At 41.7% G+C, this 24,751-nt stretch carries 26 protein-coding genes; 14 read left to right on the plus strand and 12 right to left on the minus strand.

Features of this window, described 5'->3' with window-relative positions:
• The first annotated feature begins 67 nt into the window (after positions 1–67).
• On the plus strand, positions 68–991 hold the full coding sequence (locus D3P12_RS08225; RefSeq protein WP_157970293.1) for a DUF4412 domain-containing protein: 924 nt from the start codon (positions 68–70) through the stop codon (positions 989–991).
• Between the two features lie 5 nt (positions 992–996).
• Here D3P12_RS08225 and D3P12_RS08230 read toward each other — a convergent pair whose 3' ends face one another.
• Positions 997–1,455 carry an SRPBCC domain-containing protein gene (locus D3P12_RS08230; RefSeq protein WP_118194524.1) on the minus strand — a complete coding sequence of 153 codons (459 nt, stop codon included), beginning with the start codon at positions 1,453–1,455 and terminating at the stop codon, positions 997–999.
• Between the two features lie 81 nt (positions 1,456–1,536).
• Entirely contained in the window at positions 1,537–2,214 is a 678-nt protein-coding gene (locus tag D3P12_RS08235; RefSeq protein ID WP_245977417.1) for a DedA family protein, read from the minus strand.
• Between the two features lie 152 nt (positions 2,215–2,366).
• Here D3P12_RS08235 and D3P12_RS08240 point away from each other — a divergent pair, with 152 nt between their 5' ends.
• The 4 genes from D3P12_RS08240 to D3P12_RS08255 all read left to right on the plus strand — a co-directional run bounded on the left by D3P12_RS08240 (position 2,367) and on the right by D3P12_RS08255 (position 7,676).
• Positions 2,367–3,623 (plus strand): DUF819 family protein, encoded by a 1,257-nt coding sequence (locus D3P12_RS08240; RefSeq protein WP_118194526.1) that lies wholly within the window; start codon positions 2,367–2,369, stop codon positions 3,621–3,623.
• Positions 3,624–3,710: 87 nt separating this feature from the next.
• Positions 3,711–3,977, plus strand: coding sequence for a TFIIB-type zinc ribbon-containing protein (locus tag D3P12_RS08245; RefSeq protein ID WP_118194527.1), 267 nt, complete (start codon positions 3,711–3,713; stop codon positions 3,975–3,977).
• A 174-nt stretch (positions 3,978–4,151) separates the two neighbouring features.
• On the plus strand, positions 4,152–5,081 hold the full coding sequence (locus D3P12_RS08250; protein WP_118194528.1) for a mechanosensitive ion channel family protein: 930 nt from the start codon (positions 4,152–4,154) through the stop codon (positions 5,079–5,081).
• Positions 5,082–5,141: 60 nt separating this feature from the next.
• Positions 5,142–7,676, plus strand: coding sequence for a tetratricopeptide repeat protein (locus D3P12_RS08255; protein ID WP_118194529.1), 2,535 nt, complete (start codon positions 5,142–5,144; stop codon positions 7,674–7,676).
• Between the two features lie 65 nt (positions 7,677–7,741).
• Here D3P12_RS08255 and D3P12_RS08260 read toward each other — a convergent pair whose 3' ends face one another.
• Positions 7,742–8,248, minus strand: a complete 507-nt coding sequence (locus D3P12_RS08260; RefSeq protein ID WP_118194530.1) for a pyridoxamine 5'-phosphate oxidase family protein — start codon at positions 8,246–8,248, stop codon at positions 7,742–7,744.
• Between the two features lie 418 nt (positions 8,249–8,666).
• Here D3P12_RS08260 and D3P12_RS08265 point away from each other — a divergent pair, with 418 nt between their 5' ends.
• On the plus strand, positions 8,667–10,046 hold the full coding sequence (locus tag D3P12_RS08265; RefSeq protein WP_118194531.1) for an NAD(P)-binding domain-containing protein: 1,380 nt from the start codon (positions 8,667–8,669) through the stop codon (positions 10,044–10,046).
• 240 nt (positions 10,047–10,286) lie between these two features.
• On the opposite strand, the gene D3P12_RS08270 is transcribed toward D3P12_RS08265, so the two are convergent.
• Both D3P12_RS08270 and D3P12_RS08275 read right to left on the minus strand, forming a co-directional pair.
• The gene (locus tag D3P12_RS08270; RefSeq protein ID WP_118194532.1) at positions 10,287–11,315 is read right to left on the minus strand and encodes an LLM class flavin-dependent oxidoreductase; all 1,029 of its coding nucleotides are present in this window, start codon (positions 11,313–11,315) and stop codon (positions 10,287–10,289) included.
• A 121-nt stretch (positions 11,316–11,436) separates the two neighbouring features.
• Positions 11,437–11,913 carry a dihydrofolate reductase family protein gene (locus D3P12_RS08275; RefSeq protein ID WP_317124665.1) on the minus strand — a complete coding sequence of 159 codons (477 nt, stop codon included), beginning with the start codon at positions 11,911–11,913 and terminating at the stop codon, positions 11,437–11,439.
• 181 nt (positions 11,914–12,094) lie between these two features.
• Between D3P12_RS08275 and D3P12_RS08280 the strand changes: the two genes are divergently transcribed.
• From D3P12_RS08280 to D3P12_RS08295, 3 genes are all read left to right on the plus strand, one after another.
• Complete coding sequence (locus D3P12_RS08280) at positions 12,095–12,319, plus strand: CDGSH iron-sulfur domain-containing protein (protein WP_118194533.1); 225 nt, start codon at positions 12,095–12,097, stop codon at positions 12,317–12,319.
• Between the two features lie 261 nt (positions 12,320–12,580).
• Positions 12,581–13,216 (plus strand): hypothetical protein, encoded by a 636-nt coding sequence (locus tag D3P12_RS08290; RefSeq protein ID WP_118194535.1) that lies wholly within the window; start codon positions 12,581–12,583, stop codon positions 13,214–13,216.
• Between the two features lie 52 nt (positions 13,217–13,268).
• Positions 13,269–13,709 carry a carboxymuconolactone decarboxylase family protein gene (locus tag D3P12_RS08295; protein ID WP_118194536.1) on the plus strand — a complete coding sequence of 147 codons (441 nt, stop codon included), beginning with the start codon at positions 13,269–13,271 and terminating at the stop codon, positions 13,707–13,709.
• Positions 13,710–14,055: 346 nt separating this feature from the next.
• Here D3P12_RS08295 and D3P12_RS08300 read toward each other — a convergent pair whose 3' ends face one another.
• Positions 14,056–14,604 carry a YdeI/OmpD-associated family protein gene (locus D3P12_RS08300; RefSeq protein ID WP_118194537.1) on the minus strand — a complete coding sequence of 183 codons (549 nt, stop codon included), beginning with the start codon at positions 14,602–14,604 and terminating at the stop codon, positions 14,056–14,058.
• 128 nt (positions 14,605–14,732) lie between these two features.
• Between D3P12_RS08300 and D3P12_RS08305 the strand changes: the two genes are divergently transcribed.
• The gene (locus tag D3P12_RS08305; protein ID WP_118197032.1) at positions 14,733–15,224 is read left to right on the plus strand and encodes a DinB family protein; all 492 of its coding nucleotides are present in this window, start codon (positions 14,733–14,735) and stop codon (positions 15,222–15,224) included.
• A gap of 51 nt (positions 15,225–15,275) precedes the next feature.
• On the opposite strand, the gene D3P12_RS08310 is transcribed toward D3P12_RS08305, so the two are convergent.
• The 3 genes from D3P12_RS08310 to D3P12_RS08320 form a co-directional block, all read right to left on the minus strand.
• The gene (locus D3P12_RS08310) at positions 15,276–15,515 is read right to left on the minus strand and encodes a Txe/YoeB family addiction module toxin (RefSeq protein WP_317124656.1); all 240 of its coding nucleotides are present in this window, start codon (positions 15,513–15,515) and stop codon (positions 15,276–15,278) included.
• Between the two features lie 11 nt (positions 15,516–15,526).
• Entirely contained in the window at positions 15,527–15,778 is a 252-nt protein-coding gene (locus D3P12_RS08315) for a type II toxin-antitoxin system Phd/YefM family antitoxin (protein WP_118194539.1), read from the minus strand.
• A 626-nt stretch (positions 15,779–16,404) separates the two neighbouring features.
• Positions 16,405–16,758 carry a transposase gene (locus tag D3P12_RS08320; RefSeq protein WP_118194541.1) on the minus strand — a complete coding sequence of 118 codons (354 nt, stop codon included), beginning with the start codon at positions 16,756–16,758 and terminating at the stop codon, positions 16,405–16,407.
• 85 nt (positions 16,759–16,843) lie between these two features.
• Between D3P12_RS08320 and D3P12_RS08325 the strand changes: the two genes are divergently transcribed.
• The 4 genes from D3P12_RS08325 (at position 16,844) to tyrS (ending at position 20,838) form a co-directional block, all read left to right on the plus strand.
• Positions 16,844–17,038, plus strand: a complete 195-nt coding sequence (locus tag D3P12_RS08325; protein WP_118194543.1) for a hypothetical protein — start codon at positions 16,844–16,846, stop codon at positions 17,036–17,038.
• Between the two features lie 63 nt (positions 17,039–17,101).
• On the plus strand, positions 17,102–17,521 hold the full coding sequence (locus D3P12_RS08330; RefSeq protein ID WP_118194545.1) for a soluble adenylyl cyclase-like protein: 420 nt from the start codon (positions 17,102–17,104) through the stop codon (positions 17,519–17,521).
• 75 nt (positions 17,522–17,596) lie between these two features.
• Positions 17,597–19,549, plus strand: coding sequence for a DNA topoisomerase (ATP-hydrolyzing) subunit B (gyrB, locus tag D3P12_RS08335; RefSeq protein WP_118194547.1), 1,953 nt, complete (start codon positions 17,597–17,599; stop codon positions 19,547–19,549).
• A gap of 5 nt (positions 19,550–19,554) precedes the next feature.
• The gene (gene tyrS, locus D3P12_RS08340; RefSeq protein ID WP_118194549.1) at positions 19,555–20,838 is read left to right on the plus strand and encodes a tyrosine--tRNA ligase; all 1,284 of its coding nucleotides are present in this window, start codon (positions 19,555–19,557) and stop codon (positions 20,836–20,838) included.
• A 19-nt stretch (positions 20,839–20,857) separates the two neighbouring features.
• Here the strand turns inward: tyrS and D3P12_RS08345 are convergent, their stop codons facing one another.
• The 3 genes from D3P12_RS08345 to D3P12_RS08355 are packed head-to-tail and all read right to left on the minus strand — an operon-like array spanning position 20,858 to position 24,711.
• Positions 20,858–21,838: an acyl-CoA synthetase family protein gene (locus tag D3P12_RS08345; protein ID WP_118194551.1), complete on the minus strand. Its 981-nt coding sequence runs from the start codon at positions 21,836–21,838 to the stop codon at positions 20,858–20,860.
• Positions 21,839–21,853: 15 nt separating this feature from the next.
• The gene (locus tag D3P12_RS08350) at positions 21,854–22,159 is read right to left on the minus strand and encodes a hypothetical protein (RefSeq protein WP_157970294.1); all 306 of its coding nucleotides are present in this window, start codon (positions 22,157–22,159) and stop codon (positions 21,854–21,856) included.
• A gap of 53 nt (positions 22,160–22,212) precedes the next feature.
• Positions 22,213–24,711 carry a penicillin acylase family protein gene (locus D3P12_RS08355; RefSeq protein ID WP_118194555.1) on the minus strand — a complete coding sequence of 833 codons (2,499 nt, stop codon included), beginning with the start codon at positions 24,709–24,711 and terminating at the stop codon, positions 22,213–22,215.
• Positions 24,712–24,751: the final 40 nt, after the last annotated feature.

Below are 24,751 nucleotides of genomic sequence, written 5' to 3' on the forward strand. Positions count from 1 at the left end.
TCAATGCATCTTTTTCTTTTCAGTTTTTCTCTTTATTTTTAATATGTAACCAATTAGACTGATGATTATGAAAAATGTGATGTTATTGATCTTATGTTGCGCTCTCTGTACTTTTCCTCATAAGTCTCATGCGCAAGTTTTAAAGAAGATTGGGAAAAAAATAGAGCGTAGTGTAGAGAGGCGTGTGGAGCGAAAAGTTGACCAAGGCATAGAAAAAGGATTGGACAAAGCCGAAGAAGGTGCTGGGAACGCAGTAGAAGGAGCGGTCGCGAGTGACAAAAGCACTAACGATAATAAAACTGCTAAAGAAAGGACAATCAAGTCATTGCCAGACGACTATCAGATTAAGATGTCAGGTTCCGGACCTGATTTGTTCATGGAATACCGGATGCATGTTGACGGACCAGATACAGAAGCTAATCAGATGAACATGTCGATGAAAATGTACGCATCACCAAAAACTGGGAACGGTAGGGCTGAGACTGTTATGGAAATACCGATGATGGGCGAAATGAGAATGGCGGTACTAACCGATATGAACAACCCTGAAAAAGTGATTATGCTTAATGAACGTAAAAAGCAATATAGCGTTATGGATCTTTCTGATATCAACAAAAAACAGAAAAAAGACGAAGTTTATCAGGTTAAAAAATTAGGTACCGTTAACTTTCGAGGGCTTAATTGTATTCATTCAGAAGCGACCAACCAAGATGGGGAACGATTTGAAATATGGACAACAACTGAAATTCCGGGTTATCAGGATATGGTGGACTTATATGCTAAATCTCAACAAATGGGTACAGATAACCTATGGCAAGCTATGCAGGATGCCGGTAGCGCAGGCTTTATGGTCAAGTTTCAGGTTGAACAGAAAGGAACAGCCAGTATTTTGGAGCTTGTAGAGATACAAAAAACGAGTGTTCCTCCATCTACGTTTGAGATTCCCGACGGATATAAAGAAAGTAAAGGCGGTTGGCTTGGTGCCTTTTAAGCGGATCAGCTACGCTCAGGTTTCATAAAGTCAAAGGCGCCTTTTCGTAGTTGAATCCCATGCTCCAGATAGGCCTTAAGACAAGCCAGGAAGTTTGCCCACCCGCCGGTCTGTTGAAGAGCCTGTTGCACACCCTCAGCAGTGAATTCCATATGGTGTTCATTTACGCGTACTACGGTTGAACCATCATATTTGGCTTCCAATTTAATTTCTACCAGCATATCGTTTTGTTCACCGCTCCAGTCAAAGGAAATATAAGAATGTTGAACAATATCTTTAGCGATGACAGGGAAATGGTCAGGAAATTCAGGAAACCACCATTCGACAGTCTCTCCACTAACCAGGGGCGCAGAGCCGAAGGCAAAATAATTCTGCATTTTCTCTGGGTTTATAATTGCGTCAAAAACTTCCTTTGGGGATTTCTGAATTTGGATGAATGCTTCGGCGGTCAGTTTATTTTCCATGACAATTAGTTAATGGATAATAAAATTGCACATTTTAATACAAATTCCTAATAAAATTCGATGGTTGCTAAAGTCTTGTCTTTATACCTCCTCTGGCTCCTTTGTAGAAACAGGCTCACCTACAGGTTTCTTCTTTCCGGTGAATAATTTAATAATTACCGGCGCAGTAGCTAACAATACAATACCAAAAATTACATATTCCAGGTTACGTTGCACCCAGGGGTTTTCGCCTAACAAATAACCAAGCGTGACCAAGCTGCCCACCCAAATAATGCCACCGATGATGTTATAAAAAGCAAACTTTTTGAAGTCCATTTCTACAATTCCCGCCACAATAGGTGCAAAGGTGCGGACAATAGGAAGGAAGCGAGCCAAGATTATTGCACCACCTCCGCGTTTATCGTAAAAAGCCTGCGCTTTATTGATATATTCTTTCTTGAAATACCAAGTATCCTTCATTTTCAGCAGGCGATGACCGAAAAATCTACCGCTCCAGTAACCTACAAAATTACCGAGAATAGCAGCCACTGTAATCAGCGATATCCAATATAAAAGGGTCAGTTCCGGATGTGCAGCACCGAGCGACATGTTTGCTATGATTACCCCGGCAATAAAAAGAATCGGATCGCCCGGTAAGAAAAAACCGATCAGAATCCCCGTCTCCGCGAAGATGATAAAAAGCAATAAATAAAGGCCACCATGTTTTACAATCCAGTCAGGATCACTAAGGTTATTGAAAAATTCTAAAAATACTTCCACAAGAAATCTGATATTTGAATGCAAAGAAACGAACAAATCCTGTAAACGGAAAGTAAAAATCTTAGTAGAAAAATGAATGGCTAAAATGGTATTAATAAAAATATATCCTATATTGGTTTTTCTTATTAACGACCTAAACATTTACAAAGTATATGACCCTTTTTGAGAATGTGCCCCTTATTTCCAACGATGCAGTTGTTTTTGGATTATTGATGATTGTTTTGGGGCTCGTATTCTATACCTCGTCCCTAGAAAATAAGTTTTTTAAGCGGTTTTACGTTGTTATTCCTCCTTTACTTTTATGCTATTTTGTGCCGGGATTATTTAATTCGGCCGGTATCATTTCAGGGTCGGAGTCTCAATTATATGATATTAGTGCTAGTTACCTGTTGCCTGCCTGTTTAGTGCTATTTACGTTGAGCTTAAACCTTTCTGAGCTTTGGAAGCTACGTAAGAAAGCTGGCGTTATGTTTTTAGCGACATCGCTTAGTGTGATGCTAGGCGGCCCTTTTGCGGTTTGGGTTGTGTCCCTTTTTGCTCCAGAAGTAGTCGGCGGGGAGGGAGCCGATGAAGTGTGGCGTGGTTTGTCGACCTTGGCTGGTTCATGGATAGGCGGTGGTGCCAATCAGGCAGCTCTGTATCGAATCTTTGAACCGTCACCCGAACTGTTTTCTGCAACTATTACTGTTGATGTATTTGTTGCTTATGGTTGGATGGCTATTTTGTTGTACGGAGCTGGTAAAAAAGAGCAGCTTAATCGTTTCTTTCGCGCAGACGACCGTGACGTTCAAGAGCTGGTTGGGCGCATGGAGGCTTACAGCGCCGAGACGACCCGTGTAGCTAATACAAAAGATTACATGATCATGCTCAGTCTGGCATTTGGTGTTACGGGTATTGCACATTTGTTTGGTGTTAGTATTGCTGAATGGGTTAACGAACATGCCCCCGAACTTTCAGCGTTCAACCTAACGTCTTCATTCTTCTGGATTATACTGATAGCCACGATTTTGGGTATTTGTCTGTCATTTACAAAAGCAAGAAACCTTGAAGGTGCCGGTGCTTCTAAGTTGGGTACCGTTTTTTTGTATATCCTTATTGCTGCGATCGGCACGCAAATGAATATCCTATCTATCTTTGATAATTTAGGGTTAATAGTTGTCGGGTTGATCTGGATGCTTTTCCATGTGATTATCCTTGTTATTGTCGGCAGGTTAATCCGCGCGCCTTTTTTCTTTGTTGCCGTGTCCAGTATGTCCAATATTGGTGGTGTGGCTTCATCGTCGGTTACCGCCGCGGCTTTTCATCCATCGTTGGTATCCGTTGGGGTCATCCTTTCCGTGTGCGCTTATGCCATCGGTACCTATGCAGGATATGTGTGCGGAATTTTGATGCAAATGGTGTCGCCATAATTTTTTCTATGACAGCAAAATTACAAGGATTGTTCTTTGACCTAATCTAAGAATAACGATATTTAAATTTTAACAAAATTATTGATTATGAAATGTCCTAATTGCGACGAAACATTGTTGTTAAGTGATAAAAACGGAATTGAAATTGATTACTGCCCTTCTTGCAGAGGTATCTGGTTAGATCGGGGCGAGCTTGATAAAATCATCGAGCGCTCTGCTGACCATTATTCCAACAAGGATAACTACGGTCGCGATCATGACAGGTATGGGTATGACCAAAGAAAAAGTGACGATTATCACCGCAGACCTCGTAAGAAAAAATCATTCTTAGGTGATTTTTTTGATTTCGATTAAGAGCTTATTGAAAAAACAAAGAAGCCCGCTCGATGAAAGCGGGCTTCTTTGTTAAATCATGAGAAAGTTAATGCTTCTTTTTTCTGATGGTGTGTTGTTTTCTTTCTCGAGCTCAAGCTTTCATGAGCTAGGTATGTATTTAATCTATTGTAATTTTGTTTTATTTTTGAGTCTATGGAAAATAAGAAGCCTTCGCTAGTATCCTCTTATTTGGGATATGTAATTGTGGCGTGTTTGTTTTTGATCGTACGTTACGTAGTCGATTTAGATTTCTTTTCTGGTTTGGAGCGCTACAGACCCTTTCTCCAAAAACTCATGTTGAGCCTTTCCATCGTTACGTTAATATTACTGGCGGGAAAGTTTGTTGACGACCTTATTTATAAGCGTAGTACGAGTGAGGGGGATAGGCACAACCTGCAAAGTATCGCCCGATTGATAACGTCGGTATTGATCCTCATCGTTATCATTGCATTTCTTTTTCAGAACCTATATGCCATCGCGGTAAGTTTTGGTTTGATTTCATTGGTACTGGGTTTCGCCTTGCAATCGCCCATTACTTCGTTTATCGCTTGGCTTTATATTGTTTTTCGACGACCTTATAAGATCGGTGACCGGATTCAACTCAATGGTTTCAGAGGGGATGTTGTCGAAGTAAACTACCTCGATACGGCGATTCTCGAATGCAGCGGCGACTACCTGCAAAACGATCGTAGGAGTGGGAGGATTGTTTATTTTCCCAATAGCCTCATCCTGAAGTCAGAATTGATTAATTACTCAGGACCCCTAGTTCCTTTTATCTATGATGAAACTGCTATACAAATAGCTTATACGAGCGACTTGAAATTCGTGGAGGAGTGTTTGTTAGAAGCGGCTGATCTTGATTTTAAGGAGCATTATCCACAGTTGGCAGGAGAGGCTGTCGGAGAATGGTCGCCGGCAGTTTATTTCAGAGTTAATACATATGCTTGGTTAGAAGCAGTTATTATGTATCCTGTAGAACCGATGAATACGACGGTTAAGCGAAACCGCATCATAAAGGGTGCCCTACCCTTACTGAACAGTGTGCCTGAGAAAGTACAATTTCCTGAAGGAAGTATGCGATAATGTATGGAATGAATTTTGATGATAAGCCAGAGTTGAATTGTGTATATAGATAAGAAACGAATGATATTGAAAGAAAGGATTGGTTATAGCTACCTAAAATACTTACTTACTGGACTTTTTCTATTTTCACTAGTTGTAGGATACGCGCAGGAAGAGGAGAAACAGCAAGAAGAGAAGCGGCAACCTAGTGAACAACCAGACGAGAATCAACCTGCTATTATAGAGTCTATGGATGTCGTACGTGAATATCGGCCGATATTGGCCGATGCCGTCAAGATGCGACGGACTCCGGATATGAACTTTGATCGGGAAGCGCTGGAGGCCCAGCTTCGCCAGATCGCTGCTACCACATATTTTGGAAAGAATAGGTTTAAACCAGCTTATTATGGTATCGTGCTGAAACGGCATCCGAACGCTTCACAAGACAATATTGATAATTTCCGGATCGGATCTCTAGCCTATCAGGCACGTGAATACGAAAGAGCGGCATCTATTATGAAGAAAGTGGAGGCTTCAGACGCCTTTTATCAGGGAGCCATGATTACATTAGGCAATATCGCTCTGGAAACCGGCGATAAGCAAGGAGCAAGTAATGCATTTTCCAAAGCGTCCAAACTCGACTTCGATCCGATATTGAAGGTCGATGGACTGTTTAATTATGCCAAAGTTTTATTTGAATTGGATTCTGTTCAAGCTGCCTCGAAAGTCGCCCAGGAATACATCGTCCAGAAATATGGGGATCGCGGTCCGGAAACTAGAGAAACAGAGACTGAAGAAACCCTGTCGGCCGATATCTTATTAGGTACGAGTAATTTTCATGCAGGGGTAAGTCTGCTGGAAATGTTACCGAAAGGTGAGCGAGAAGCCGATATCTATCAAAAGGCAACCTATTATCGCGGATTGGAGTTCTATAACGAGCGTGCTTTTGAAAACAGCATATCCATGTTTATGCGATCCGAAAACACCCCAATCGATGAGAAGATGGCAGCGTTGGCCACCTATTGGAAAGCGGAGGCAATGTATGAAGTGCGTAAGTACGGGGAAGCTGTTGATAACTTTTCACGGTTCCTTCAGTTGCCAGCTGCACGAAACACCGATGTATATAATTATGCGAACTATGGCTTGGCCTATGCGGCGTTCCGTAATAACAGCTTTGGTATGGCAGCCCAGTATTTTGAACGTTTTATGTCTCTCGAGGGAGGTTCGATCGAGGATAAAGTACGTTATGACGTGATTGCACGTTTGGGTGATTCGTATTTGGCCGTGCGTAATTACGACCGGGCCAACCAATACTACGATGACTTGATTAACAGCAAAGCTCCTAATCAGGACTATGCGTTGTTCCAGCGCGGTATTCTCCATGGATTGCAGGGTGACAATGAAACCAAGCTCAGCATCCTGCGGTCTGTTATCGAACAATTCCCGAATTCGAACTATGCAGATGATGTAGCCTTTGAGGTACCTTATACCTATTTCACTGAGGGAGATTACGACACCGCTATTGAAGGTCTGCAGAAGATGATTGAACAGTATCCGCGCAGCAGCTATGTTCCCCGAGCATTGATGACCATCGGATTGGTACAGTACAATAAGGATGAAACCGAAGCTGCGAAGGCCACTTTCCAAAGAGTGATAGAGGAGCATACCGCGACTGCTGAAGCAGGACAGGCTATGCGTTCCATTGAAAATATATACCTGGATCAGGGAGATACTACGAGTTATATAAATTATGCGACTAACGTTAATGTCAGTGATCTGAGCCCCGCAGAGCAGGATAACATGGCTTTTCAGGTAGCCAATTCTTTGTTTTCCAGAAAGGCATATGGAGCCGCGGTGGAAGCGATCAATGCATATTTTGATAAATTTCCAAAACCCAGACAGGAAAAGCATGCTCGTTATATCCGTGGAGTGAGTTTGTATCATAGTGGGCGCCCGAACGAAGCCTTGCATGACCTGAACATTATCCTGAATGACTGGACGAGTCAGTATACGGAGAATACTTTGTTAACCGTAGCAGCATTGTATTTGGATTTGAAAGAATACAATGAGGCCATTGTGCACCTTAAAAAACTAGAGCTTACGGCAGAATATAAACAACGCTATGGCTATGCGGTAACGAACCTGATGAAGTGTTATTACGAAATTGGTGACTTAGCGCAGGCTGCCAAGTATTCGATGTTGGTAAAGACTTATGATCGTGCAACTGAGGAGGAGATTGCCATGGCGCATTTGTACGATGCACGAATGATGCTACAGGAAGGGAACGTGGAGCCCGCCATGCAGGAACTGAATCTGGCGGCACAGAAGAGCCAAAGTGCAGTCGGCGCAGAAGCTCGGTATCGTCTGGGGCAATTGCAGTATGAAAACAAACAGTATGATAAAGCTGAAAAAACAGCCTTTGATGTGATCAATAACCTGGGATCGTATGACTACTGGGTGGCCAAGAGCTTCATCTTGCTCGCCGATGCCTATGCTGGCAGAGGCAATAAACTCCAGGCGAGAAGCACCTTGGAAAGTGTAATTGAAAACTATGAAGGTGATGATGATGTTATCCCTCTAGCAAAAGAGCGTCTAGGGAAATTGAACGGTAAATAAAATACGATTCTGTAAATCGTACGAAATTCGGTCATGTTTTATCATCCTTTTCAATATTAGAGACTTTATAGCTCCAAGTTTCCTTGCTCTCCGGTTTCGATATCTTTTCCCGTGATAGCACGTGTCGCTACCTTAAAAAAAGTGACCAATTTATTCGATTTGGTGTCCCAATAATGTGCTTCCTGAGGAACAACTTTTAGTACGCGTATTCGCGGATCTTCTTTTCCGCGATCGAACCAGCCTTCGACCATTTTATTCCAGTATTTTTCTATCCGCTCGCTGTCCTGACTGACTTCGGCGTTTCCGTTGATACTGAGAAAGCTGTAATTGCCAGGATCGGAATATAGTAGGCTAACTTGCGGATCCCGTTCTATATGCTGATGGGTTTCGCTTTCGGAAGAAAACAGAAACCAGATATTCCCTCTGTCATCCACCTCTTGACGGCTCATGGGAACGGCGTGGATGTATTTACCTTCGCTTGGGTAGGTTCCCAGCATCCCGATATCGACCTGATCAATAATTTTTTTTAATTTATCAATCGCTGCTTCATTATAAAGATTTTCTGTACTCATGTCTCCTCATTTTATATGTTAAGATTATAACAATGATTCGAGTCCTTTTGTTGAGAATTTTTGTACGATTTATTGGGCTTAACGATAGAAGTGCCATTAAAAGCTTTGTATCTTACGGACGGCTTTAAACGAGAGACCCAATGGGACAATTAATGGCTAACCTAGGCCCATTAACAGGGATATATTAGCTTTTCGAGAGAATATTGCGTATATTTGTGACTTCGAAAAATTACCGTTGATTTTTGCAACCGTAAATTTCGTACAAATTTCTTTAGAGCTACACTACTGTAGCTGTGTTATATGAGAAGCAATTCTCACCTGAGCAATATCCCATTAGGGATATCTGAAAATCTTTTGATTTGGATTAATAAGATTAATTAACAGCATGCTTTTGCATGCATAAAATTCTATATAACTAATGACTAATTTTAAAGTTGGAATTATTGGAGCAGGCCCGAGTGGACTTGCCATGTTAAGAGCGTTTGAATCTGAGCAAAAAAAAGGAAACCCTATTCCTGAAGTTAAGTGTTACGAAAAACAGGAAGACTGGGGTGGAATGTGGAATTATACCTGGCGTACGGGCGTTGGTAAGTATGGCGAACCGATCCATGGCAGCATGTACAAATACTTATGGTCAAACGGCCCGAAAGAATGTTTAGAATTTGCAGATTATACGTTTACAGAGCATTTTGGACAAGCTATATCGTCATATCCGCCCAGAGAAGTGCTTTTTGATTATATTCAAGGACGTATCAAAAAAAGTAATGCGCGTGATTTTATACAGTTTAATACTGTAGCGCGTTGGGCTGATTACTTAGAAGACAAGCAACAGTTTCGTGTGGTGTTTGATAACTTGGTAGAAAATGAAACGTTCGAGGAATACTTTGATTATCTGGTTGTAGGGACCGGACACTTCTCTACGCCTAACATGCCTTATTTTGAGGGGATAGACGAGTTCCCTGGAACGGTTATACACGCTCATGACTTTAGAGGAGCGGATCAATTTATCAATCAAAAATTATTACTGGTAGGTAGCAGCTATTCTGCTGAAGATATTGGCGTGCAGTGCTACAAGCATGGTAGCAAATCCATCACGATTTCATATCGCAGTGCTCCAATTGGAGTTAAATGGCCGGACGGAATCGTAGAAAAACCATTGATAACCCACTTTGAGGGAAATAAAGCCATTTTCTCTGACGGAACTTCAGAGGAATTTGACGCCGTGATTATGTGCACAGGCTATCAACATAAATTTCCTTTTTTGCCAGACGAGCTGCGCCTTAAAACCAAAAATTGCTTGTATCCTGCAAATTTATATAAAGGGATCGTTTATAACGAGAATGAGCGCCTGATCTACCTAGGTATGCAGGATCAATATTACACTTTCAACATGTTTGACACTCAGGCATGGTTTGCAAGGGATTATATGTTGGGACGCATTTTGTTGCCGAACAAAGAGGAGCGAGATGTGGATATACAGAAATGGATTGACAATGAGGCTAAGACGGTAAGCGGTGAAGATCATGTAGATTTTCAAACGGATTATATCAAAGATTTGATTCAGTTTACAGATTATCCTCCTTTTGATTTGGATAAAGTCGCCGCCATGTTTAAGAGCTGGTTACATGACAAAGAGGTAAATATACTGAATTACCGAGACCAGGTTTATACATCTGTTATGGACGGCACACAAGCTGCGCCGCATCATACCCCTTGGATGGACGAAATGGATGATAGCCTCGAAAGATATTTGAATGAGGAAGTGCCAGTAGAGGAGGAAGTAGGTGAAACTGTATAAACGTAATGATCGTTAATGAACAAAACCGATTTTCTGTTAAGGGAAGTCGGTTTTTTTATTGTTTTAAATCTTTAGGGATGACCTTATATATGTCATTTCTCTTTGCAAATCGAGCTAATTCAATGACACCAGCAATTATAAAAGCCTAATCGATAATCGGCAACTTCCTTTCGATAAGCTTGTTGGTTATTAATGAGCAGAATACGATGTATGTTAAAACAGGATTCAAAGAATGCCGCATCAACTAACTTCTGTTGTTGCTTCTTCGTTGATCTCCTTCATGATCTCCCCGAAGAGCTTTACCGACTTAATCCGGTCTTCGGTGTCATAAGTAGAAGAAACCACGATGAGCTCATCGACCTGTGTCTTCTCTAAAAACGAGTGAACTTGCGCCTTAACCGTTTGCTTATTGCCAACAAAAGAGTACTTCAGCATATTATGCAATGCCGGGTGTTGTATTAACTCTTGTAGGTCTGGCGTTAATTTAGTCGGTGGCTGCAACGGCCCTGAATTACCGGTCAGGACACCCATAAACATTCTGATTAGTGTAGTGAACAGTCTTCGCGCTTCATCGTCAGTGTCCGCAACGAATACGTTGATACCGGCAATGGTATAAGGCTGCTCTAAAAACTCAGAGGGCTGAAATTCTTCACGGTAAATTTCCAGAGCGTCGAATAGGTGTTTAGAAGCAAAATGGCTAGCAAATGCATAAGGGAGCCCTTTTTTTGCAGCTAAATGAGCACTATCTGTACTGGATCCCAATATGTAGAGCGGCACATCCGTACCCTCGGCAAGCGTCGCCCTAACTGGCGAACGGCTATTATCCAGCGAAAAGTAATCCTGTATTTTTTCTATTTCATCCGGGAAAGCCTGCGCAGCCTGGAAAAAATCGGAACGTATCGCGCGAGCCGTTTGAGGGTCTGTGCCCGGCGCTCGTCCGACACCCAGGTCTATACGGTGGGGGTACAGATGAGCCAAGGTTCCAAACTGCTCCGCCACAATCAGTGGCGAGTGGTTTGGAAGCATAACCCCTCCAGACCCAACCCGGATCTTCGTGGTATTTTCAGCCACATAGCCTATTAAAATCGCAGGAGCGCTGCTACCTATATTTCCCGAGTTGTGATGTTCTGCAAACCAATAACGTTTATAATTATATGATTCTGCTATTTTCGCGACTGCTAACGAGTTATTGAGCGTCTGTTTGATTGTGCTGCCTTGTGGAACAAGTGCTAATTCTAAAATGGAGTATTCTATATTCTGTTTAGTCATTATATCACAAAGGTCGCTATATTTTCATGCAGTCTGAATAGTGCTTTCCCAGAGAAAAGTAAAATTTTGTAAGATATAGCGGCCACTTTCAGCCAATTTAAGTTAGATTAATATCCTGCAATCAATGTTCGTTTGTCGGTTCATAATAGAGAATAGCCGAACCACCGTTAAACACTTTGGTTTTTATGAGTTTGAAAATAGTCCTTTCATTTACATTGTCAAACAATGTCGAACCCTTACCCGCAACAACGGGTTGAATGCAAAGTTGGAATTCGTCGATTAAATTTAAGTTCATCAATTGCATTATTAAGCTTCTACTACCCACCAAAATATCATTACCCGGTTGCTTTTTGAGTTCCAGAACCTCTTCTTCAAGGCTTTTGTTTGCCAACTTTGCACTATTCCAATCTACATTCTTCAAGGTATGAGAAAAAACGATTTTTGGAATTTTATCAATAGCAACGGCAAATTCATTCATTGATTTTTGTTCCGAAGGATTTTCTAAAACCGTACGCCAAAATTCCATAAGTTGATACGCCGTTCTACCATATAGAATAGTATCTGCCTTGTTTAACAGGTTAGTGTAATGTTGATGTATTTACTCATCGGGAAGACCTTCCGTATGCTCATAAACTCCGTCGATGGTAATATTTGTCGCCGCAATTATTTTTCTCATATTTTCAGTGTTTACCATCAGTAAATTTAAAAAGAAATTTCAACGGTTTGTTGTTGCCATTTCATTGTTCCTATCTTTGGGAAAAACATAATATCTTATCAGCATGTCGAAAACAAAAATTACAATAAACAACAACGGATCAGTGAAAATAGAAGGCGATTTTGAAATCGTAGATAAAAATGGGAATGCTTATGGATTGCAGGACAGAACCGTACTTTCGATTTGTCGCTGCGGACTTTCAAAGAACAAACCATTTTGCGATGGCTCCCACAAAGGGCATTTTGAGCATGAAGCCATCGCATTCGATCTTCCACCAAGGAAAGTATAGGCAGATTTATTAAAACAAGGCATAAACATCCGGTCAATATTGTCTATCCCGAGTTATCGCTTGTTGCCCGAAGTCAAAAATGAAATTGTTGGCTATATACTGCTTACAAAGATTAATATTGTGAGTGCTAACGGCAATAGTTACAGTTCTCTTGCATTAGCTCCTGTTGCTGTGCTACAATTAGAATACGCTTGCAGTGAGATTCATCATCAGTATAAAGCATAATTATGTATCTTAGTCCTGATTATCATTAACCTAACTATGGAATTGCAATTACTTCAGCAGCATTTATCCGAATATGCTGTTTTGCTTAGACGATACGCGGATTACGAAAACCAGATAGAGAGTGAACGATTAAGAATCATGTATCATAATAGTCGTGGTAAACACATTGCTTTGGGCGTGATCGCTGCGCTTTTATCTGTTTCTGTTTTTAGGCGGCTTTTTGGCGAAACATTTATTGGGTCTTTCTTGATTTTGGGGTGCTTTGCTGGCATTATCTTCTTGGTAGTTAATGTCATTGGACCGATGTTCGATCGTAAAAAGCGAGAGCAAATGAAACATGCTGCACGGTTGCGCTTCGCTCCATTGGTCAAAGAAATGGATGAAATAGCAATTGCGATGGAAGAGTCAGATGTGTTACCAGAAAAGTACAAGACGCTTCATGCCGTTACCCATCTGTCGGAATATATTCAGAATCGGCGGGTAGATAGCCTTAAAGAAGCCATCAACCTTTATGAGCATGATTTACATCACTATCAACAACAAAAAAGCATGAACTCGGTAGTAGGCAATCAGATGAAAGTGGTTAATCAACAAAAGGCAATGATCAAACATCAACGTGAGATGGTTAGGGCACAGCGTACAACCAATGCTTTGCTGTTGTGGTTTAAATAAGAACGAACAGCGGAGAAGAGATTTATTAAGTAAATTATAAATTAAAAACGAAATGGAAAAAAGAATTAAGATTCCCAAACTTGAACCAGCCGCCTATAAAGCCTTAGCAGGTCTGGAGAGCTACATGGCGACTGTTGACATAGATGGTATAATGAAAGAATTGATCAAGATTAGGGCTTCTCAGATTAACGGTTGTGCGTATTGTATCAACATGCACACATTGGATGCTCGTAAACTAGGCGAAACTGAGAAAAGGATTTATCTTTTGAATGCTTGGAGAGAGGTTGAAGGACTTTATTCGGAAGAGGAGAGGGCTGTCTTGGCCTTAACAGAGGAAATGACCTTGATAGCCAACGGTGGCGTGTCAGATGAGACTTATGAACAAGCGAAATCCCTTTTTAGTGATAACCAACTCGCCCAGATTATGGTGGCTATTATCACGATTAATGGCTGGAACAGGATGTGTATTGCTACGCTTGTGCAGCCTGACTGATGGTGGTTACAAACCTTGTTGTTTAAGACGCACGTGTATTGTTATGCTTCAAAAAAATAGCCATCTCTTTCGCAAGAAATGGCTATCACCAAATATTAGTAGGTCTGTTTGTCCTTTATTTTTTATCGTTTAGTTCGGCGCGTGTTTTCTTAACCATGGCTATGGTTACACCGACCAATGATGCAATCTTGGCATCATCAAAATTTGTCTGTTGTATCAGGTTGCAGTTCCACTATTGATATCATCTGTACATGGCAGCAAGAAAAGTGCTGTCAGAACAACCGACATTATGGAGGTAAACCATCTCATGGTTCAGCAAATATATAAAAAAACAATGCGTTTTGCTCTACTTCAAGTCTTTTAATATTTCAGCAATACGCTTCTCCCTCGTCGCTGTTGTTTTCGCCGATAAAAGTCTATAGAGCATCATTTTTTTTGCGGATTTGCTGAGACTTAAGAAGTTGTCTTTGGATCTTTTATGTGTTTTGAAGGCTTTTTCTAAGTCCTTAGGTAGGATCAGGGCTTCAACCTCATCCAAGAAAGTCCACGAACCGTTTTGCTTTGCAATTTCAACCGATTCTAAGCCAGCCGGAGCCATCAGTCCTTCCTGGGTGAGTCTCGCTATTTTGTCCTTATTGATTTTTGACCAGGTGCTTTTCGCCCTTCGTTTACTGAAAAACTGATGAGAGGTCTCTTCGTCTATTTTGATTTTTTTGCTGTCTATCCAGCCAAAACAGAGCGCAACTTCAACAGCCTCGCTCCAGGAAATCGATTTCTTTGAAGATTTTTTGTTATAAAAAACAACCCAGACTGATTGCTTCAAAAGGTGATTTTCTTTTAACCAATTTCGCCAGGCACTGACGCTCTCTGGATAAAATATTTCGACGTTTTGCATTAACTAAAATACGTATATTTCTTGAGGTTTTAGCTCCCTTTTTACTTCTTTGTCTTTACAGTTATAACTTTTTCCGATACGATTAAATAAGTTGTATGTTTACGTTACTTAACTTAAATAAAATTAACATGAGCATTAAAGACGGTATCTTAGCAGAAATCACACACGAGACGCAGAACACCAATCGGATTTTAGACAATCTTACCGACGAACATTGGGATTACAAACCACACGAAAAATCAATGACTTTGGGGGAGTTGGCATCACACATTGTGGAACTTCATAGCTGGGTGCATTTGGCGGTATCTAAAGATGTTTTTGATTTTCATACAGATTATCAGCGGAGTACGGCCACTACCATAGAAGAACTGAAAGCAATCTTAGCAGAAAATTTGCAGAAGAACAAAGACTTTGTGGCTGCGCAAACGGATGAATATTGGTTGGCCAACTGGAAACTGCAAGCTGGAAGCCATGTCCTTTCAGACCTGCCGAAATTGGGCGCTTTCCGGTATATTATTACCAATCACCTCGTTCATCACCGTGGGCAGCTAACCGTTTATATGCGAATGCTTAATATCCCACTTCCGGGTATTTACGGCCCTTCGGCCGATGAGAAATAAGAAAAAGCTCTTATAACACAAGCCAAGTTTTCTTTTAGAGACTTGGCTTGATCAATAATGATACCTACATTGAAGAATAATAACCGAACGGTTCTCGACGGTATAGATCAAACGATGTTCCTGGTTAATTCGGCGTGACCAATAGCCTGATAAATTTTCTTTTAACGCCTCGGGTTTACGCGTTCCGATAAACGGGGTTCTTGAGATTTCTTTAATTAAGGTATTGATTTTTCTGAGGGTTTCTTTATCTGTTTTTTGCCAGTATAGATAGTCCTCCCATGCACGATCCATAAAGACAACTTTTATTCTTTTATCAAATATTTTGTCTTTCCTCCACCATGTTTATGTTGTTCTATTGCATCTTGAAGGCGAGCAGCATTTTCAGGAGACTTTAATAAATAAAAGGTTTCCATAATGCTATCATAGTCCGATTCAGAAAGAACAACAATGTTTTCACCCTTAGCTCTCGTAACGAACAAAGGGCTATTGCTTTTAATAGTCTCGGCTAAATAGGCTTTTAGTTTTTGTCTAAAATCTGAATACGTCGTAATCATACTACCAATATATTGAATTTACTTTATTGTACAAAAAATTGTACAATAGTCGAAATACTTGCTTAACCCGTTGTGTATTATGATCTAGATTAATCCTAGTCATGAAGAGTGTGAAATCGGCAAAGCACCCCTGTTCCTTCCCTGTCCTCCCCCTAAATACCGAAAATCAGGGGGCGCACAGGGGACTCATAGGGGAGGGATAGGGGAGGCACATCGAACGAGGCTTGGATAAAGGATGCTCCAAAGTGACGCTCGTCTGCATGGTATTTTATCCGAATTCGCTTAGAACCTTGTTCGGATTCATAGGCGAATTTTTAGCGATTTATTTGCTGATATATCCCTATTTTCGTCGATTTATACGGGAGGAATAGGGAATTAATAGATAATTAATTGCTAAATACCCTTTACAAGGGTCTTACTAAGGTACCCGAAGGTGATTTTTATTTTTCCTCCTTTTTGTGTTGATCTTGTACATGCTCACCTTCCGTTCTATCGTTCCGCGCTTCAATAGCCGAACTTATGGTGAAGAAATCTTTGGTTCAGCAGCGGTTATTTTGTTATGCTGATTTAAAAATTATATATTCAACACAATGCTAAAAACCATGAGTCTTTCCTGTATTTATGGATTAATCCAGCATGTCCAAACTTTTTTTTACAATATCATACCTAACCACCAGATCGGCTACAATCTCCTTCAATCGAGCATTTTCTTTCTTAAGATCTGAAACCTCATCGCTGGTTGCTTCTCCGGTAATATCGCCTGAAAGACGTTTTTTACCCGCTTCCATAAATTCTTTGTTCCAGGAATAAAACTGAGATTGAGCTATGTTGTGTTTGCGGCAAAGCTCGGCTACAGAAGTTTCTGCTCGCAATCCCTCCATCACGATTAGAATCTTTTGTTCCGAAGTGAAAATTCTACGGGTGTGTTTACGAATGTCTTTGACAAATTTTTCAGCACTCTTTTTCTTTGGAGTTTCCATAATTAAATTTAATGTTTTTTAATTAAAACCCTCCTTAAGATTTTAGATTAGCGTGTCCACTTTTTGCTGACGATTTACATTAGGTGTGGCTTTACCGCATGAAAATGTAACCTGGTTTGCTACGAAGGTGGAGCTTGGGGAATCAGGGGCAATTAAAGCTCCAGAAACTCCAAAGCGGACGGAGCAAATGGATCGTGCCGGCTTGGAAAAATATCTTCAGGAGAACCTGAAGAATTGGGGCGATTTGGGTATGGAGGCTATGAAAGCTTTTTTGTTGTAAGATTTATTTGTTTTATTTAGTTCTTTAATTATATTTGTGTTAAATAATTACAAAGGAAGGGTTATGCAAAATATAAACGAAAAGCAAGTAATCGAGTTTTTAAAAGAACGTCAACAGCTTTTAAAAGAAGAACTTAAAAAGATTGAGAATGCAATTAACGTAATTGAAAGCTCAAATATAATTTTGTCTGGAGTTACACCATCAAAAAAAGCTCCTAAAGAGGTGGTCGCCTCGACGAGAAAATTGGAACCTATTAATGAGTTTAAACCTCATGGAAGGTTTGATGAGCGGATTAGTTATGCGTTAACAAAGCTAAAATCGGGGTATAAAGAGGATATTTTAGAGACGCTCTTAAAAGAACAGCCTGATACGGATATCTTGAAATTGCAAAACGCATTGGGTGTCCGGTTGTCTTATTTATTAAAGAATGGGCTGATTGAAGGTGAAAAACACGGAAGAAAGTTTAAGTATACTCTGAAGTAGGGTGGCAATTATGGGCTGCTGCATTGCGAAAAGTCGTGTTTTTTTCGTAAATTTGTGGATTGTAAAATCAATTAAATGAGCGAAGAAAATAAGAATATCTACTCAGCTGATAATATCCAGGTTTTAGAGGGTTTAGAAGCTGTGAGGAAACGCCCATCCATGTATATTGGAGATACAGGGGTAAAGGGTTTGCACCATTTGGTTTATGAAGTTGTCGATAACTCGATCGATGAGGCATTAGCGGGTTATTGTACAGATATCTTAGTAACCATTCATTCTGACAATTCAATTTCAGTAGAAGATAATGGTAGGGGGATCCCTACCGCCATGCATACAAAGGAGAAGCGTTCGGCGCTCGAAGTGGTTATGACGGTCTTGCACGCTGGTGGTAAATTCGATAAGGATACTTATAAGGTTTCTGGTGGGTTGCACGGTGTGGGTGTGTCTTGTGTGAATGCATTATCTAGCTTGATGATTGCAGAGGTGCATCGCGAAGGCCAGGTTTTTAAACAGGAATACGAGAAAGGAAAACCGCTGTACCCGGTAACCGTTGTTGATGAAACGGACAGGACCGGTACCATTATAACTTTTCACCCGGATAAGGAAATTTTTACAACGACGACGACTTATAATTACGATACGTTGGCAAATAGGCTACGTGAGCTGGCTTATTTGAATAAGGGAATCCGGTTGAAACTGGTAGATGAGCGTGAAGATCAGGAGGACGGCTCTTATCGTAACGAAGAATTTTATTCTGAAGGTGGGTTGAGTGAGTTTGTAAAATATTTGGATGGTACACGCCATCCGTTGATTCCTGAACCTATACACGTGGACGGTGTAAAATCTGGTGTGCCGGTGGAGCTCGCTCTGCAATACAATGATACCTATACGGAAAACGTGCATTCGTACGTAAATAATATTAATACAATTGAAGGTGGTACGCATGTGGCTGGCTTCCGACGGGGGCTGACACGTACGCTAAAGTCTTATGCTGATAAGTCGGGTCTGCTGAAGAACGTAAAGGTAGATATTACGGGTGACGACTTCAGAGAAGGGCTAACGGCGGTTATCTCAGTAAAGGTTCAGGAACCGCAGTTTGAAGGACAGACGAAAACCAAGCTTGGAAACAGTGAGGTAATGGGTGCTGTAGATCAGGCAGTGGGTGAGATTCTTGGAATCTACCTGGAAGAGAACCCGAAAGAGGCTAAGGCAATTGTTAATAAAGTAGTTTTAGCGGCTACGGCACGGGCAGCAGCTCGAAAAGCACGCGATATGGTTCAGCGCAAGAGTGTGATGAGCGGTAGCGGCTTGCCGGGTAAGCTTGCAGATTGTGCTAATAATGACCCTGCTAAATGTGAAATTTATTTGGTTGAGGGTGACTCGGCAGGTGGTACAGCAAAGCAAGGACGTAATCGTGAATTTCAGGCAATTCTTCCGCTAAGGGGTAAAATCTTGAATGTGGAAAAGGCTATGGAGCACAAGATTTACGAAAGTGACGAAATTAAAAATATGTTTACCGCGCTAGGGGTGAGCATAGGAACGGAAGAGGATGCAAAGGCCCTCAATCTTAGTAAACTCAGATATCACCGCATCATTATTATGACGGATGCGGATGTCGATGGAGCGCATATCGATACCTTGATCCTGACCTTCTTCTTTAGGTATATGAAAGAGCTGATTGAAAAGGGATACCTTTACCTGGCTAACCCGCCTTTATATTTGGTGAAGAAAGGTAAGGATTTTGAATACGCGTGGACAGAAGATCAGCGGGCTGCTGCTGTTCAGCGCTTGAAAGGATCAGGAAAGGAGGATAGCGTGAGTATTCAACGTTATAAAGGATTAGGAGAGATGAACGCGGAACAATTGTGGTCTACAACAATGAATCCGGAGACGAGGACGTTGCGACAGGTGACAATAGAAAATGCCGCGGAATGTGATCGTATTTTCTCTATGTTGATGGGAGATGAGGTAGCCCCGCGCAGGGAGTTTATTGAAAAAAATGCAAGGTACGCTAAAATAGACACCTAATCAGAATGAACTTTATAGAAGAATTACGCTGGCGCGGTATGTTGCAAGACATGATACCGGGCACAGAAGAACAATTGAATAAAGAATTGACAGCGGGCTATATCGGTTTCGATCCGACGGGCGATTCGCTGCACGTGGGTCACTTAACGCAAATCATGACTTTGATCCATTTTCAGCGTGCCGGGCATAAGCCCGTAGCATTGGTGGGTGGCGCAACAGGAATGGTGGGCGATCCGTCGGGGAAGTCTGCTGAAAGGAATTTGCTCGACGAAGAGACCTTAGCGCATAACGTGGCTTGCCTGCAAGATCAATTGAAAAAGTTCCTTGAGTTTGGACCGGAAAAGAATCAGGCGGAGATGGTTAATAATTTCGACTGGTTTAAGGAATTTAGCTTTTTGGATTTTATCCGTGATGTGGGTAAGCATATTACGGTGAACTACATGATGGCGAAAGATTCGGTGAAGAAAAGAATTGAAGGGGAAACAGGTATCTCCTTTACCGAGTTCTCATATCAATTGATTCAGGGCTATGACTTTTATTATCTGTGGAAGAATAAAGGATTGATGATGCAGATGGGAGGCTCGGATCAATGGGGAAATATTGTTACCGGAACGGAGTTAATTAGAAGGATGGGAAGTGGATCAGCTTTTGGACTGACAACGCAGTTGATCAAGAAAACAGACGGGACGAAGTTTGGAAAAACAGAAGGAGGGGCGGTATGGCTGGATCCTGCAAAAACTTCGCCGTTTAAGTATTACCAGTTTTGGTTGAACGCAAGTGATGATGACGCTAAAAATTGGATCAAGATTTTTACGCTGAAATCAAAAGAAGAAATCGAGGCAATTATCGCTGAGCATGACGAAGCTCCGCATTTACGTGTTGTTCAAAAAGCATTAGCAGAGGATATTACGATCCGTACACATAGTGCCGAAGCGTATGAGACGGCTATAAAGACGTCGGAACTATTATTTGGTAATGGTTCGTTGGAATTTTTAACGAAACTAGACGACGCAGGGGTGCTAGAGGTTTTTGAGGGTGTCCCGACATTTAATATTTCCAAAGATGAATTAAGCCAAGGTATTAATATTGTTGATTTATTGGCTGCGTCTGCTTCTGTTTTCCCATCGAAAGGGGAGGCTAAAAAGATGGTTCAAGGGGGCGGGGTGTCCGTGAATAAGCAGAAACTGAATGATCCGGCACACATCGTCAACGCTGAATGGCTGATAAACGATAAATATATTATAGCGCAGCGGGGTAAGAAGAATTATTTCTTACTGATTGCTGAATAGGTGTTCGACGGTTTTTAAACTATTGCACTAAAAGGTTGCAACCGCGAATATCGCTTTGGTCAAAACGGCCGAGAACTTCAAACTGTTCTTGGCCGTTTTTTCGTCCAAGATCTTGTGTAGAGATAAAGGAGCAGGAATTGATATTTGCTAGATCGATAATATTGACCCCTCCGGTGCTGCCTGTTGATTGATAACTGAAGGGGTCATTCAGGTCACGAATGAGGACCTTCATCCAAGCAGGGCATTCAAACAATCCCTGACCTCGTGAATAGGCTTGAGAAAGTAACTCGGTCATTCCGTATTCGGCATGAATGGCGGAAACGCCAAATCCGAGACACAGATCCTTGTGCAGTTCTTCACGAATCATTTCTTTTCTTTTTCCTTTCATACCGCCGGTTTCCATGATGATTAGCTCTGGAAAATCAAGCTTGTAGCTCTCAATGAAATCAAGCAATGCGTAGGTGACGCCAAACAGGATGGTGCGGATGTTTTGCGATTGAAGCGATTGTAAAGTGGCGTAGAGTTCTTCGTGATTATATAGGAAATAGCCGCTTTCCGGGCGATTGCTTGTTTTGATAAGATCATCAACCATATAAATCAGTGATGAACCGGAGCGTTCAAGATAGGAGGGTAATAATGCCAGGATCGCTGTTTCTTGATGGTCCCCGTAGAACTGACGAAAAGTATTTCGGAAACTTTTTTCGTAGATAGAAAGATCTGCTACGTGATGTTTGCTGGTTTGCATACCTGTAGTGCCCGAGCTTGAAAAGATGGTTTCTGCTTGTTCGCCGGTTTTGATGATTTGATGGTTTTTAAAAAACTCAATTGGGAGAAAAGGGATGTCAGTGAGTGATTTTACCTGATCGATGTCAACATTCAAAGCGGCTAAATAATCTGCGTAAACTTGGCATGATCGGACTTGCATACCAAAAATATCAAGTGCGAGTTGATTGAACTCATCTTGGCTCGTTATTCGGAAAATAGCATCTCTGTTTATCATTAATACGCAAAGGTATTAATATTTTTCGCGGCTTAACTTTTTAATAAGAAATCCGCTAATGCCTGCGAAACTAGCAATGAGTGCGCCGAGGACGGATGAGATAATGGCTACTAACAACCAACTGTAAGTTTGGATACCAAGGCCGAGCATTTGTCCGACACGGGTGGATAGGATGTGGTTGTTCCGGCTGCTCAGGATAATAGTGCTAAGCAACCAGAGTAGGAATATCGCTACAAATGAAACGATAAAAGCTTGATTGGCACTACGTGCCTTAAGTAAGCAACAGACAAAGGTGATAGGGGCGATAATCCACCAGGGCAAGAAGAGTTGTAATAAAAAGCTTAAGATTAATATGAGTAAGAAGAGCAGCATGATTATGGGGTTGGGGAGAGTTTGACTTGACTGATAATGTTTTCCTGGTTCCGGTTGGAGTCGCTAAGTAATAATAACTCGATGAGCTCACCTTTCTCCCAAGTGGTGATCTGGTTGTCGTAGAATTGGCTTCCAGGGTTTCCTGAGGCTCCGCCTGGCAAGACGCCGTAGGCCTTTGGGTGATCGCCGAGTAGGACGATCATCCGCCAGGATGGTCCGTTCTTTTCGCTCATCGCATTGACTGTATGTTTGGAGCCGCCAACTTCTAATACGCGGGATCCGAGTCCGGGTATCGCTGCTAAATGTGGTACATGTGTTTTTTTGATATCAGCCCACTCCCAATGTTCGATAGAGCCATGATCGTTTTCGAGCTTTTGAATACTCTCTTGGAAGCTTTGAACGACAACATCCGTGCGTGTTCGTTTTTGACTGGGAGTAGAGTACCAATGGGATTCGGGCTCATGGAGCAATAAGTGGACAGTTCGGTCGCGATTGGGGTAGCGCATGAGTAGCCCCTGGTCGTCAAAGTATCCACTCCAAAGGTTTTCATTGAGCTTGTTATAGAAAAATTCAAAGATACTGGCTGCTATGGAGTTCGCCTCGTAGCGGAAGTCCCAGTGTTCGAGTTCCGCTAAAGCGGTATTTTCGAGCTCTGTTAAATCGGTTCTTTGCGAAAGAATATTAATAAGCGTATCGGTCAGGCTTTCGGCAAGGAGACTGTAATTATCAGTTTGCAAAGCCTTGAAGCTGTCAAGGGTAGCATTGCTCATCTTTCTTAATTGAGAGTTGATTCTGCGGGCGCGTTCATTTGGAGCAAACTCCCATCCGAGATAGTACGGATAAGAAGGGGCTACGGGCCACTGGTTGGCAGAACTTAAGTAGTTTTGTAATGGGTTGTGGGCAGTCGGGTTTTGTTCAAAAGGAATTCTGGTTTTCCATTCATCGGTCGCGTCTGAGCCATCGAGGAGAAATTTTCCCTGCCGGTTTTCTTTTAATGGGAAGAGCCCGTTGGGTGTAATGGCGATATCTCCGTCGCGATCTGCGTATATGAAATTTTGTGCGGGTGCTACATAATGTGATAGGGCATGTCGATAGTCCCGGTGATTGCTGGCTTTGTTGAGCTCATAAAAGGTTCGGATTTCATTGGATGGTAAATGGGCAACCCATTTGAGTGCGTAGCCTTCGGGAATGTTAGCGGTTATCGATAGATTGTTCGGTTTCGTGTTTTCTAAGTAGGTTACTGGCCCTTGATGAGTGTAATAGACCGTATCGTAATAGACCTGCTGGTCGCGAACTTTGATTTCCTCTATACGTTTCTTTGTCTTGCGCCAGTGACCATTGTGCTTATATTCCTGATAACTATCGTCTTTGAAGTTTATTTTGTACCAGTCGAGTACGTCAGAGCCTACGTTGGTTACGCCCCAGGCGATCTTTTCGTTAAAGCCAATAATAATATTCGGAGAACCGGGGATAGAAGCGCCGTAAACATTGATATCGGGACTGTGTAGTTGGATCTGGTACCAGATAGACGGCAATGTAAGGTCGAGGTGAGGGTCATTGGCTAAAATAGGAAATCCGGTGCTGGATTTGTTTCCGTTGACCGTCCAATTGTTGCTTCCCAGGTTCTCTGGTTTGGGTGCAGTCAGCAATCTCGACGTTAGCCATTCGGTAGTTTTTTCCGATGTTGGCTTCGATGCTTTATTTTTGAGGGATGTGATTCTTGCGGCATTGGTAATGGAACTATTTAAGCTATCAACCGTAAAATTCCACTCCGTTTCAAAAGGTATGATAGGATCTTCAATAAAGGGATAGTTAGGGAAGAGGTCATCGACTAACTCTTTTCCATATTGGTCTAAAATATTACTTAAAGCCAACTCGTTTGTTCCGCGCGCGAGCGTTGCTGACATAAGCTTTAATAATAGAGCCGAATTAAGTGGTTTCCATAGCTCTGGTTTGTAGTCAAGAATTTTAAATTCTATGGGATAATCCGCTGGCTTGAGCTGGCTGATATAAGCGTTTATCCCTTCGGTATAGGCTTCAAGGATGGCTTTGCTTTGAGGGTCTTTATTGGCTTCGGTCAGCATATTTTCCGCTCCATAAGTCATGCCCATTCTACGTTGATACCGATCTAATTCAATTGCTTGGTCTCCAATTACTTCGGAAAGCCGACCAGCGGCATAGCGCGTTTGGAAGTCCAGCTGCCATAAACGGTCTTTTGCTGTAATGTATCCTTGAGCAAAGTAAAGATCATGGTTGTTTTCTGCGAAGATGTGTGGTATTCCTTGTTCGTCGATCAGAATGGTGACTTCTTCTAATAGAGCATCGCTATCAATGAATAAATCGTGTGGCTTGATGGGTTCTGCGTTTCGCCAGAAACCGGTGGAAGGATTAAGAAATTTGCCAAGCGGAGGTATATCACCTAATTTTCGATTGAGTAGATAAATGCCGACTAGCGTTAAAAAAGCAAAAAAAATCAACTTAAGAAAAGCTAATCGTTTCATCGATAATAATAGGTGTCAGTTAGTTAAGTGTTTAAAGATA

Origin of the sequence: Pedobacter indicus (assembly GCF_003449035.1) — a bacterium.
GTDB lineage: Bacteria > Bacteroidota > Bacteroidia > Sphingobacteriales > Sphingobacteriaceae > Albibacterium > Albibacterium indicum.

Excerpts from the sequence above, each read along its gene's own strand:
- D3P12_RS08225 (WP_157970293.1), top strand. The coding sequence starts at position 68 with ATGAAAAATGTGATGTTATTGATCTTATGTTGCGCTCTCTGTACTTTT.
- D3P12_RS08230 (WP_118194524.1), bottom strand. The coding sequence starts at position 1,455 with ATGGAAAATAAACTGACCGCCGAAGCATTCATCCAAATTCAGAAATCC.
- D3P12_RS08240 (WP_118194526.1), top strand. The coding sequence starts at position 2,367 with ATGACCCTTTTTGAGAATGTGCCCCTTATTTCCAACGATGCAGTTGTT.
- D3P12_RS08245 (WP_118194527.1), top strand. The coding sequence starts at position 3,711 with ATGAAATGTCCTAATTGCGACGAAACATTGTTGTTAAGTGATAAAAAC.
- D3P12_RS08250 (WP_118194528.1), top strand. The coding sequence starts at position 4,152 with ATGGAAAATAAGAAGCCTTCGCTAGTATCCTCTTATTTGGGATATGTA.
- D3P12_RS08255 (WP_118194529.1), top strand. The coding sequence starts at position 5,142 with ATGATATTGAAAGAAAGGATTGGTTATAGCTACCTAAAATACTTACTT.
- D3P12_RS08260 (WP_118194530.1), bottom strand. The coding sequence starts at position 8,248 with ATGAGTACAGAAAATCTTTATAATGAAGCAGCGATTGATAAATTAAAA.
- D3P12_RS08265 (WP_118194531.1), top strand. The coding sequence starts at position 8,667 with ATGACTAATTTTAAAGTTGGAATTATTGGAGCAGGCCCGAGTGGACTT.
- D3P12_RS08270 (WP_118194532.1), bottom strand. The coding sequence starts at position 11,315 with ATGACTAAACAGAATATAGAATACTCCATTTTAGAATTAGCACTTGTT.
- D3P12_RS08280 (WP_118194533.1), top strand. The coding sequence starts at position 12,095 with ATGTCGAAAACAAAAATTACAATAAACAACAACGGATCAGTGAAAATA.
- D3P12_RS08290 (WP_118194535.1), top strand. The coding sequence starts at position 12,581 with ATGGAATTGCAATTACTTCAGCAGCATTTATCCGAATATGCTGTTTTG.
- D3P12_RS08295 (WP_118194536.1), top strand. The coding sequence starts at position 13,269 with ATGGAAAAAAGAATTAAGATTCCCAAACTTGAACCAGCCGCCTATAAA.
- D3P12_RS08300 (WP_118194537.1), bottom strand. The coding sequence starts at position 14,604 with ATGCAAAACGTCGAAATATTTTATCCAGAGAGCGTCAGTGCCTGGCGA.
- D3P12_RS08305 (WP_118197032.1), top strand. The coding sequence starts at position 14,733 with ATGAGCATTAAAGACGGTATCTTAGCAGAAATCACACACGAGACGCAG.
- D3P12_RS08310 (WP_317124656.1), bottom strand. The coding sequence starts at position 15,515 with ATGGATCGTGCATGGGAGGACTATCTATACTGGCAAAAAACAGATAAA.
- D3P12_RS08315 (WP_118194539.1), bottom strand. The coding sequence starts at position 15,778 with ATGATTACGACGTATTCAGATTTTAGACAAAAACTAAAAGCCTATTTA.
- D3P12_RS08320 (WP_118194541.1), bottom strand. The coding sequence starts at position 16,758 with ATGGAAACTCCAAAGAAAAAGAGTGCTGAAAAATTTGTCAAAGACATT.
- D3P12_RS08330 (WP_118194545.1), top strand. The coding sequence starts at position 17,102 with ATGCAAAATATAAACGAAAAGCAAGTAATCGAGTTTTTAAAAGAACGT.
- gyrB (WP_118194547.1), top strand. The coding sequence starts at position 17,597 with ATGAGCGAAGAAAATAAGAATATCTACTCAGCTGATAATATCCAGGTT.
- tyrS (WP_118194549.1), top strand. The coding sequence starts at position 19,555 with ATGAACTTTATAGAAGAATTACGCTGGCGCGGTATGTTGCAAGACATG.
- D3P12_RS08345 (WP_118194551.1), bottom strand. The coding sequence starts at position 21,838 with ATGATAAACAGAGATGCTATTTTCCGAATAACGAGCCAAGATGAGTTC.
- D3P12_RS08355 (WP_118194555.1), bottom strand. The coding sequence starts at position 24,711 with ATGAAACGATTAGCTTTTCTTAAGTTGATTTTTTTTGCTTTTTTAACG.